8 protein-coding genes and 2 pseudogenes are annotated in these 9861 nt (G+C 65.1%); 6 read left to right on the top strand and 4 right to left on the bottom strand.

Translation table 11 applies throughout. The features are described 5' to 3' along the window. Nucleotides 1-240 precede the first annotated feature (240 nt). On the top strand, nucleotides 241-945 hold the full coding sequence (locus FJ694_RS25340) for a hypothetical protein (protein WP_157270106.1): 705 nt from the start codon (nucleotides 241-243) through the stop codon (nucleotides 943-945). Nucleotides 946-1038: 93 nt separating this feature from the next. Here FJ694_RS25340 and FJ694_RS25335 read toward each other — a convergent pair whose 3' ends face one another. The 4 genes and pseudogenes from FJ694_RS25335 to FJ694_RS37320 form a co-directional block, all read right to left on the bottom strand. Continuing rightward, nucleotides 1039-1542 carry a hypothetical protein gene (locus FJ694_RS25335; RefSeq protein ID WP_157270105.1) on the bottom strand — a complete coding sequence of 168 codons (504 nt, stop codon included), beginning with the start codon at nucleotides 1540-1542 and terminating at the stop codon, nucleotides 1039-1041. Between the two features lie 67 nt (nucleotides 1543-1609). Continuing rightward, nucleotides 1610-2608: a helix-turn-helix transcriptional regulator gene (locus FJ694_RS25330; protein ID WP_157270104.1), complete on the bottom strand. Its 999-nt coding sequence runs from the start codon at nucleotides 2606-2608 to the stop codon at nucleotides 1610-1612. Nucleotides 2609-2610: 2 nt separating this feature from the next. After that, entirely contained in the window at nucleotides 2611-3258 is a 648-nt protein-coding gene (locus FJ694_RS25325; RefSeq protein ID WP_232540219.1) for an ATP-binding protein, read from the bottom strand. 308 nt (nucleotides 3259-3566) lie between these two features. Beyond that, a pseudogene (locus tag FJ694_RS37320) lies at nucleotides 3567-4082 on the bottom strand (AAA family ATPase); the annotation flags it as partial. Nucleotides 4083-6337: 2255 nt separating this feature from the next. Between FJ694_RS37320 and FJ694_RS25315 the strand changes: the two are divergent. The 5 genes and pseudogenes from FJ694_RS25315 to FJ694_RS25295 all read left to right on the top strand — a co-directional run. Then, on the top strand, nucleotides 6338-7639 hold the full coding sequence (locus tag FJ694_RS25315; protein WP_157270101.1) for a replication initiation protein: 1302 nt from the start codon (nucleotides 6338-6340) through the stop codon (nucleotides 7637-7639). A 41-nt stretch (nucleotides 7640-7680) separates the two neighbouring features. Then, nucleotides 7681-7944 carry an H-NS family nucleoid-associated regulatory protein gene (locus tag FJ694_RS25310; protein WP_157270100.1) on the top strand — a complete coding sequence of 88 codons (264 nt, stop codon included), beginning with the start codon at nucleotides 7681-7683 and terminating at the stop codon, nucleotides 7942-7944. A gap of 27 nt (nucleotides 7945-7971) precedes the next feature. Beyond that, nucleotides 7972-8193 (top strand): hypothetical protein, encoded by a 222-nt coding sequence (locus tag FJ694_RS25305; protein WP_157270099.1) that lies wholly within the window; start codon nucleotides 7972-7974, stop codon nucleotides 8191-8193. A gap of 411 nt (nucleotides 8194-8604) precedes the next feature. Further along, nucleotides 8605-9564 (top strand): annotated as a pseudogene (locus FJ694_RS25300) (IS5 family transposase); the annotation flags it as partial. An 87-nt stretch (nucleotides 9565-9651) separates the two neighbouring features. Then, nucleotides 9652-9861, top strand: a 210-nt coding sequence (locus FJ694_RS25295; protein ID WP_157270098.1) for a transposase, incomplete at its 3' end; no start/stop codon positions are given.

The raw sequence follows: 9861 nt of genomic DNA, 5'->3' as shown, positions 1-9861 counted from the left end.
TACAAAACGGCGCGTGCATCGTCGCCAGGAAGTGCAAGCGGCCCGGCCTATCTGCCAGTTCGTTGATGCACATCAATTCGACAGGGGGTGGCCCGCGATGGCAGTGCTCGCCGGCACGGTCAGCGCCCCACGCTTCCTGCGTGAATCAGTTGCGCTTTGCAGGTCATGGGGGGCCAGGAGCGTGCAGCCTTTCACAGACAGCGCCGATCGGACGCCGTCCAGGCCGCAAGCACTGCATCGATGCGGCACCGCGACCTCAAGAATCCCAGCGATGTGCCCGATAGGGGACATGCGCAACCTGTCCATGCCCAGCTGATGAAACTCGTTCTCTACCGCGCCGTGCCCACCGCGGGGTTCCGCGACGGCGTCCTCAAGCCTCACCCTGTCACGCGGCGCGTGCCGTCCAACGTGCCCTGCGTCGTGGACAACCTGTGGGAATGGTTGCGCCCGCAAAATTACCCGTCGCGCCGGCATGCGGCCTATGCCAGCCCGACGCCGGAACTGGCGCTTCAGGGCGCCAGCGTGCGGCCCTCGCAGCGTTCGCAGTACGTGGTGGCTCGCGTTCAGTTCCCGGGACGCTTCGCCATGGTGCAGCTGGCGGTGGCCGATGCGCGCTTCCACTCCGATGTGAAGGCGCTGCCGCGCATGCTGCTGGAACTGCTGGGCGCAGCGTCCTGGATCGACGCGCCGCTGCAGGCCAAGCGCGTGGCTGCACCGCTGTACGCCCCGGCGCTGGCACGCGAGGAAACCGAGGCCGTGCTCGACGAGTTGCCTGATGCATCGCGCGTCAAGGAGGCCTTGCGCACCGCATCACGTTTCTGGACCGATGCGCAGTGGCTGACAGACGAGGACGGCACCCTGCACCATCCTGAGGGTGAGCTGTTCTTCGAAGCCTTCGACGGCTACCGGCTCACGCAGGACCCGTCCAGTATGGCATCGGCTTGACCGCCGGGCACGCCGCTTCTGCTCGTTTTTCTGAAACTCCAACACGCGACAGGGAAGCGAGCCTGTCCATGCTGCGGGCAGCGGCGGAAACCATCAGGTGGTCCCCGCTTGTTGCACCAGCGGACAGTAGTAGACGGCACCCGCTTTCGGGCCGCCAACGGCCACGTCCGGGGTTTGCCTGATTTGGGCGTAGGTGGTGTGTCCTTCCTGGCCGAAGAGCAGCAGCGACCGCGACGCATCGAAATGCTCGTTGGTCCAGGCCAGCATGGGTTCAAGGCAATGCGAGGTCCACAAGGCCTCGCGTGACGGGAACAGGTCTGCCGGCTCGCACAGCCGGCAGCGGTAGCGTCCATCGGCCGTGCGCTGCTCGATGACGTCGAAATCGACCAGGATGTCCCAGACGATGCCTTCGTGAAGCACCATGATTCCGGCAGCGCCCCGAGTGCCGATGCAGAACTGGAGCTTGGGGGTGATCCCGGCAAACCCCAGGACGATCTCGTCTCTGCGCCGCAGCATCCGATACGGAGGAAAGCGAAAGCGTGTGCGATTGCAGGCAAGCCAGCCCTCCAGGGTCTTGTGAAGGAAATTTCTGGGCATATCGCTGGTGCTTTCAGGGCGCCTGCCTCGACGCTCGTTCTCCTGCCCCGTCCCGATCGTCGGTGGGTCATTCCAGGGGTGTGTAGCGCGCGACAGCGGCCTGGAGCGACTGCGCCATGTCGCGGCGCAGCGTCGGCGGCTCCAGCACCTCCACCCGGGCGCCAAGTCCCAGCAGCCAGCGCTTGAGCTGCGCCGTCAGCACGACCGTGGCTTCGACCCGGTGGCGGCCTTCGCCATCGGGTTCGATGACCTGGTCGAGCGACAGCGCGGCCTCGCGAACCAACTCGCCAGCGTTGTCGAAGAACCGGGCCACCAGCCGGATGCGCTCGCTGCCGCCGAAGCCCAGCGCGCCGGCGTCGATCCACGCCTGCAGGTCGAAGCGCTCGATGCCGGACGGCCCGGGCAGCAGTTCCGCCCGCTGCACGCGGTGCAGCCGCAGCGTGCGCACGTCGTCATGGCCCTCGAAGCGCACGGGCACGTACAGCCCCTGCACGACCTGCACCAAGCCCAGCGGCGACACCACGTAGGAGCGGGCCTTTTCGCGGTCGAAGGCACGGTAGCTGAGGCGCAGTTGCCGGCCCAGCAGCACGGCTTCGGTGACCGCCTCGTGCACAGCACGCGACACGCGCGGCAGGATGAGCGGCGGCCCTGGCGGCAGCAGCCGTACCCGCTGCGGCCAGTGGCGCAGCGGCAGGTCGTGGAAGCGCTGGGCCAGCAGCCGCCTGGCCTCCTGCAGGTAGGGCTGCAGCGCCTCGGTCACGCTGCCGGGCAGCATGCCTTCGAGATAGGTGTGCAGCAGGTGGAAGCTCACCGCCTCGGGCCAGTCCATGCCCGGCACGGACAGCCCGGGCGCCGTGGCCCGCCAATGCCACGCGTAGGGACGCACGCACGCATCGCACTCGATCGGGTAGACCTGCGCCAAGCCTTCCAGGTCGCGCTGCACGGTGCGGGCCGTCACGTCGTGTCCACGGGCCGCGAGCCGCTGGCGCAGCTGCGTGGTGTCGAGCGACCCCTTGCGCGGCAGCAGCGCAAGCAGGTCCACCAGCCGGGCGAAGTTGCGGTCCATGGCTACAGGAACCCCATGGCCGCGGCCTGCGCGCCGGGCTTGGCCTGCTGCTCGGCCTCCAGCTCGTCAAGCCAGCGCGGCGCGTCGGCCGCCAGCCAGCGCAGCCGGCGTTGCACGTTGGCGAAATCACCCGGCGTGAGGCGGTCCAGCCGCTGCAGCCGGGCCTGCGCCTGTGCGTCGACGGTGGCCTGGGCGTCGCTCAGCGCCAGCTCCGCAAACAGGGCCACGCGCTGGAGAAACTGCAGCGGTGCGAAGGCCACGCGGTGCACGAAGCGCCGGGCCAGCGCCGGGTCCAGATCCTGCGGATGATTGGTCGCGCAGACGAACACGCCTTCGAAGGCCTCCAGCCAGCGCAGGAACTCGGCCGTCACGGCCCGGTCGGCCCGGTGTGCGCCGCCGCCGCGCGCGCCCAGCAGCACGTCGGCCTCGTCCAGGAACAGCAGTTCCTGGCGCGGGTCGCACTCCCGGAACATGCGCGCGACGTTACCCTCGGACTCGCCGTACCACTTGGAGTTGATGTCGGAAGCCGTGCGCACCACCAGGCGGCGTCCGAGCGAGCGCGCGATCTCGGCGGCGAACTGCGTCTTGCCAGTGCCCGGCGGGCCGGAGAACAGCACGGTGCCCGCCCCTTCGCGGCGCAGCACCTCCATGAGTTCCTCGGCACGCAGCGGCCCGGCGAGGTGGAGGTGGCGCGTGTCGAAGGGGATGGCCGTCGCGGCACTGCGCTGCGGCTGCGTGTGACCGCAGGCCGTGCCGTGCCCCTGCACCAGCGCGTGCACGGCGGCATCGGGCCCCAGCCCGCTGCCGGCGCTGAGCAGGGCAAAGCGCGCTGCGGCGCCGGCGTCATCAGCGCGCTGTCGGCGACCGCCTCCACCGTCTCGGGCCGGCAGCCCAGCGGCTGCAGCCGCGCCTGGGTGATCTCGCGTCGCAAGGCCAGCGGCGGGCGCGGCACTTCCAGGCAGAACGTGAAGCGGCGCAGATAGGCCGGATCGAGGTGGCTCACGCGGTTGCTGATCCACACCACCGGCTGCCGGTTGCACTCCAGCAGCTGGTTCATCCAGGCCTTGCCCTCGCTGCGGCGGCCCAGCAGTCCCGCCAACGGCGAGCCGTACTCATCACGGAAGACGTCCTCGGCCTCGTCGAGCACGAGCACGGCGCGCTCATGGCGCCCGGCAAAGGTCTGGCACAGGCGCAGACTGGCGAGCCGGTCCTCGCGCCGTGCTTCTCCGCCATGGCCGTCGAGGTGATCCACGGCGAAGGCCGTCACGCCCGCCTCGGCCACCAAGTGCCGCACGAACTCGGTCTTGCCGGTGCCGGCCTCGCCGTGCACCAGGATGTTGACGCCCCGCTCGCCGCGCGCCACGGCGGCTCGCAGCGTGGCCACCAGCAGGGCCTGCGCCTGCTGCAGGTGCGGCCACGCCAGCCGCTGCCCCAGCGCCGGCGTGTCGAAGCTGCGAAGCACCGCCGCGGCCATGTCTTCGGTGCTGTCGAAGCAGCCCGAGAGCAGTCCCTCGCCCACGGCGCTGAGCGCCAGCAGGTCATCGAGGTCGCGCACCGGGCGCGAGGCCCGCATGTCGGCCAGCAGCCCGGCCTGCCCCAGCGGGCTGTTGCTCTCGAACATGCGGGCCAGTGCCAGGCCCCGCGCGCCGGAAATGAGCGTCATCGCCCGTGCGATGCGCGCGGGCGTGTCGACGAAGGTGAAGTTGGCTCGCGCCAGGGTGCCCTGGCTCAGGGCTGCGGCCAGGCGCAGGAACTCGGCTTCGGCGGCAGGCAGTCCCAGGAGCTCGGCCAGGAGTTGGACGTTGCGGGTATAGCGTTGCGGATGCCGTGCGACAAAGTCCAGCAGCCGCTGTTCCAAGGCATCGAGCAGGCCACGAAAGTGCGGCAGCCCCTTGGCCGCGCCCCTGCCCAGCGCCAGCAGCACGGCATGCTGACCCAGCAGCGCATGAACGTCGGTGTCTTGCGCAAGCGCCTCGCGGCACTCGGGGTCATCGTGGCCGCTCAGCGCCGCCACGAGTTCCGCGGGAAAGGTCGCCACGGCAGGAGCGATCCAGCTGCCCAGATCGTCGTGGTTGTGGCTCGGCAGTGCCCCAGGCAGCCCCCGCACGCAGCGCAGCAGCGCCCAGGCGGTGTGCGCGTCGGCGGCTGCCGTGGGATCCGCTTCAGTGAAATTCCAGCCCAGCTGCGCACCGTCCCGTTCCATCCGTACTCCCGCTCGATTGCAATGCAGGCATCGTGGCATCCAGGTGCGACAAGATCTGTCGCATCAACGCATCGCCCATGCTCGCCTACGTGGTCACGGCTCACGTGACACATAGGACAAAAGGTCGATCGCACGGTTCGGCAGGTCATGCAGGCGGAGGGGCGCCGGCATGCTGTTATGCGTCAACCACAGCTATGGCAACTGGTACTCGTCAGGACAGCCCGCCGTAGTAAGCAGCACGTCGGTGGACGGGTTCAGCGCGGTCTTGGCCGAGCCCTGCGCAATGACTCGAAACCAACGGCACAACATACCAGAAACCACTACCCACCCACTGACCAACTCCCCTTCCCTCCCTCCCCCTTCTCCCCCCTTCAACGCGGCCGGAGCAGGCGGGACCAAAGCTTGGCAGAGGCTGAACCTCGTATGTTGTCGGCGATGGGCTGGCTTGGCCACTTAACGACCTAGCCTCTCGTTCAGGATGGCCCGATGTCGGCCGACAGTTCGGTGCCGCCCAATGCAGCTGTGGAACGCGCGCGACGGGCAAGCACAGTACTTCTGACACGGCAGACAGCCAGACCGGACTTTCATCACATCGAATGGCGATCCAGCAGCGTCTCTGATCAAGCGGTGACAGATTTTGGGAGGGACGATGCAGCCGGACTGCAACGACTTCGGTCTCTCCCAAAAGGTGTCACGGTTGACCTGCTGAATCGCGAGCGGTGACAGGTTTTGTGATGCCACCAATTCTTGGCGCTGTCGCGGCCCGCCTGCCAAACAAGAGACCGGCCTGCTCTGCAGCCATGCCTGATCCCCAAACAGCCGCTTCTGGCGCTGTTCATCGTAGCCATGCGCATTCCAGAGTGTTGCCGCTGCGTCGGCGTCCTCGTGTTGTTGGTGGCCGCCCTCTAACGGTGTCATGTTTTGGGAGGCAACATCAAACACGCCGCATACGGTGACATGCACACACCAGCGATGTCACCTCACTGCCCTTGATGCGTCTCAAGGTTGCAGCTTTTGTGATGTGGGCAGGCTGGCCGGGCCTGCAGCGGCTACAACTTGGTTCTCCTGTGTCACCGAAACATGGCGCCTCATACTCAAGAGTGTCAGGATTTGGGAGGCACCAGGCCTGGTGCCAGAGCCAGCGCGGCCTTCTACCGAGCCTTGCCCACGGCAACGAACTGACTGAACGGTCCCGGCCGCTGTCACTTCAGTTGCCCCACACCACAGCCCCCAAAAAAGCTCACCTGTCTCCCAAATCCACAACCCCCTGCTCCCAAACGTTGCACCCTTTCCTCCCAAATCCACAACCTTTTCTTCCCAAATCCTGCACCTCTTCATCACAAAAGGTGTCACCCAAACGCGTCCAAGTCCTTGTCTTCGTTGAAGAATTCCGAGCCGAAAGGTATTAAACAAAAAAGGTTCTTAAAGGTTAAAAACACGTCGCGTACGCGCGCCGGCCGAACCCGAAAGGTGAATTTGACCGGTTACACTGATCCGTCTTCTCGTAACCGATAGCGGAGTGTGCGGTGAACGATGCCCCTGACGATGAGGTGCTGTACAGGCAAGGCAGCCTTGTGCCGGCAGAGCAGTCACGCCAGCAGGAGTTCTTCCGCAAGACGGTCTACGTGCTGCACAGCACGCCCAGCGCCGAGCTCACCCTTGTGCAGCGCCGCCTGGCCAACGCCTGGCTCAAGTACGCCATCGAGGAAGAGCCGGATGAGAGCGGCTGGTGGACCATGCCCATGGCACGACTGCGGCAGGACATCGGGTTCGGCTCCAACAATATTGCGCACTTGCGTGACGCAGCCCGCAAGATCCAACGCATCGCCTTTGAATGGGACGTTCTGGCGCCTGAAAGCAAACGCGTTAAGTGGATCACACAGACACTGTTCCCTTCAGTGGCAATTGCTGAAGGTTATATCCAGTTCCAGATCGGTTCAGACATATTTCGTGAGATCCGCCGTCCTGAGGTTTACGGGCTTATCGACATGGCGGTGATGCGCAAACTCAGCACCACGGCTAGCCTGCAAATATGGGAATACTGTGTTCGATTCGAGAATATCGGGCAGACAAAAATAATGAAGTGGGAGGAATTCCGCGACAAAGTGCTTGGCAGCGGCGACAAGGCTTCTTTCAAGGAATACAAGACCTTGAAATTGCGTGTCCTGTCCAAGGCGATTGCTGAAATCAACAGGGAGACCGCCCACCAGATCGATCTGGTCGAGTTCAAGGAGGGGCGACGGATCGCGGCAATCCAGTTCAAGGTACGACGCAAGGATGGGCCTACTCCGCTGGGCGATGCCAAGACGCTGCAGATGGTCAGCAGCCTTGGCCGTATCGGCGTGCCAAAGGCGGAGGCGCAGAGGCTGCTGCGCAAGCACTCAGTTGCCGAGATAGACGCTGCACTGGCGTATACGGAACGCAGGATGGGTGACGTCCAGCAAACTCCCCTTGAAAATTCCGCAGCGTACTTCAGAAAGGCGCTGGAAATGGGCTATGGCCAAGTGGTCAATACCGCTGCTGAAAGTACACCGTCCAAGAGCAAGAAGCCCGTGCAGGAATTTGATATTCGGGAGGCATTCCGCGATCAGCAGCGTGAGAAAGCACGCAAGCTCTATGCGGAGTTCGATCCTGAAGAAAAGAGCGAATTCTCGTCCAGATATAACGACCAGCAGGCTAATCCTCAGTTCAAGGTCAAGTCCAGGTTGACTAAGGCTGCCGAAGTGGCTTTCATGGATTGGTTGGCCCGCGAAACATGGGGCGAACCTACGTCTGACGAGCTGTTGAGTTTTTCCGCACAGCTCCTCGCCGAAAGAAAGACTGGCTGAGTAGCTGAAATTTACTCTATTTTTATTGTGAGACTTGTCGCATGTATAGAGACGACGAAATCCCGACCGGTTGGGTCAAGCCGGTTGCTAAGCCCACCCGTGATTCGCTGAAGGCTCGTGTAGCCGAACTGCGCGCCGAGCTTGCGGAAGCCGAGGCGCAGCTGCGCGAGATTGAAGAAGGCGAGCGCCTGGAAGCACTGGTGAAGATCAGGAACCTCATGCGCGCCTTCGAGCTCACGCCTGCGGATTTAGGTATCGAGCCCACACCGAAGCGCCGCAGCCGGCCACGGAAGGCCGCGCCCTGACCTGCGGCCTGGACCCCAAGATTCACCATGGATAAGGTCGATGAGGAACAGGCCCAGCAGCTGGAGGCGGCTTTGAGCCCGAGCCGAGCCATCGCTGTTCAGATCGGCCGTGTTCTGACGAGCCGGCTGGGGCTGTCGCTCGACGATCGGATCGCGCTGGTCGACACCGTCGCGCCTCTGGTGGCAGAGATGCTTCAGCAGGAGCAGCTGTCTGCGGCACTGCGCGAGCTGCCGGCTCACGAACTGTAGCTACTGCCCCTGCTTGAAAACGCGGTCGCACGAGCCGACGACTGGCACGCTGCCGCGTGCGGATGCAGCGATGGCCACGACGACAGATTGATGGACCAGGCGCGCGCCACCGTCACGGCCTGGCGCCGCAACTGCGCTGAAACAGCATGACGCTGGCACCGGTTGAGGTGAGCGAAAACATGGCTTACTTCTAGCGACAGCCACGCTTACCAACATGTGCACATCGTGCGCTTCGTGAGCAGGCTTAAGCGCAACTAATAGCGTCAAAGCGCAGACAAGCTTACTTAGTCGGGCCTGCAAAACGCTGTAAGTTCGCGCTGCCATTGACTTTTCAGGGTATGCGACAGTAATTGGAGCTGCCAGAATTCGCCTTATCGGTATTCGATTCCTGGGAGTTTTGGAGGCCGCTTGATGAGCACCGACGACTTCTTCCGTGCCCGGTTGGAGACCATGATCGACATGCGCCACCCGCTGGCCGTGCTGGCCACGCGCATGCCGTGGAAGGAGATCGAAGCCGCGTTGGCGCCGGTGCTCGCGCACAAGGACCGTGCGGGCCGCGGCATCGAAGGCGCTGACCTTTTCGGCCCGACGCTGGCTGTGGCCGGCGCGGGCGTGAGCAACGCCGGGCGACCGCGGTTGCCTATCCGGCTCATGGTCTCGCTGCTGTACCTCAAGCACGCCTACAACGAGAGCGACGAATCGGTCGTGGAGCGCTGGGCCGAGAACGTCTACTGGCAGTTTTTCAGCGGCATGCAGTACTACGAGCCGCGGCTGCCGTGCGACGCCACGCAGATCGGGCGATTCCGCCGCGTGCTGGGCGAGGCCGGCGTGGAGCAGTTGCTCAAGTCCACCATTGAGGCCGCCGTGGCGATGAAGGCGGTGAAGAAGGCCGAGCTGGAGATGGTGATCGTGGACACCACCGTTCAGGAGAAGGCCATCGCCTTCCCTACCGACAGCCGGTTGCTCGAAGTCGCACGCGAGAAGATCGCGCGGCTGGCCCGGCGCGCCGGGCTCAAGCTGCGCCAGAGCTACGAGCGCGAGGGCCGCGAACTGCGGCGCAAGGCCAGCGGCTACGCGCACGCCAAGCAGACCCGGCGGCTGGGTCGCACGCTGCGGCGCCAGCGCACCATCCTCGGGGCGCTGCTGCGTGACGTGCAACGCAAGATGGTCCACCTCGACGAGAAGGCCCGCGCCGCGCTGCAGGTTTGGATTGAGCGCGCCCAGCGCATCCACACCCAGCGCAAGAACGACAAGAACAAGCTCTATGCGCTGCATGCGCCCGAGGTGGAGTGCATCTCCAAGGGCAAGGCCCGCCAGCGCTACGAGTTCGGCGTCAAGTCCAGCCTGGCCATCACGCACCGCCAGGGGCTGGCCGGTGAGCGTCCAGGCGCTCCATCTTGAATGGCGCGAAAGCGCTCGTGACGATGGTGCCCACCAATTCCGAACAGGTGGGCACCTATGCAACCCAAATCCCAGAGGCGTGTTCATGGCGCCGAGTTCAAGGCGCAGGTTCTGGCCGAGTGCGAGCAGCCCGGCGCATCTGTGGCGGCCATCGCGCTGGCCCACGGCCTGAACGTCAATCTCCTGCGCAAGTGGCTGGTTGGTCGCGGCATCAAGCGCACCGGGCTGCCCGCGCCCAGGATCACCGCGACCCGCGTACTGCCCGCC

The sequence above is a fragment of the Azohydromonas aeria genome (genome assembly GCF_009760915.1).
GTDB lineage: Bacteria > Pseudomonadota > Gammaproteobacteria > Burkholderiales > Burkholderiaceae_C > Azohydromonas > Azohydromonas aeria.
This window is presented reverse-complemented; position numbering and strand designations above follow the sequence as displayed.

Excerpts from the sequence above, each read along its gene's own strand:
- FJ694_RS25305 (WP_157270099.1), top strand. The coding sequence starts at position 7,972 with ATGGATAAGGTCGATGAGGAACAGGCCCAGCAGCTGGAGGCGGCTTTG.
- FJ694_RS25330 (WP_157270104.1), bottom strand. The coding sequence starts at position 2,608 with ATGGACCGCAACTTCGCCCGGCTGGTGGACCTGCTTGCGCTGCTGCCG.
- FJ694_RS25340 (WP_157270106.1), top strand. The coding sequence starts at position 241 with ATGCGGCACCGCGACCTCAAGAATCCCAGCGATGTGCCCGATAGGGGA.
- FJ694_RS25325 (WP_232540219.1), bottom strand. The coding sequence starts at position 3,258 with ATGGAGGTGCTGCGCCGCGAAGGGGCGGGCACCGTGCTGTTCTCCGGC.
- FJ694_RS25335 (WP_157270105.1), bottom strand. The coding sequence starts at position 1,542 with ATGCCCAGAAATTTCCTTCACAAGACCCTGGAGGGCTGGCTTGCCTGC.
- FJ694_RS25310 (WP_157270100.1), top strand. The coding sequence starts at position 7,681 with ATGTATAGAGACGACGAAATCCCGACCGGTTGGGTCAAGCCGGTTGCT.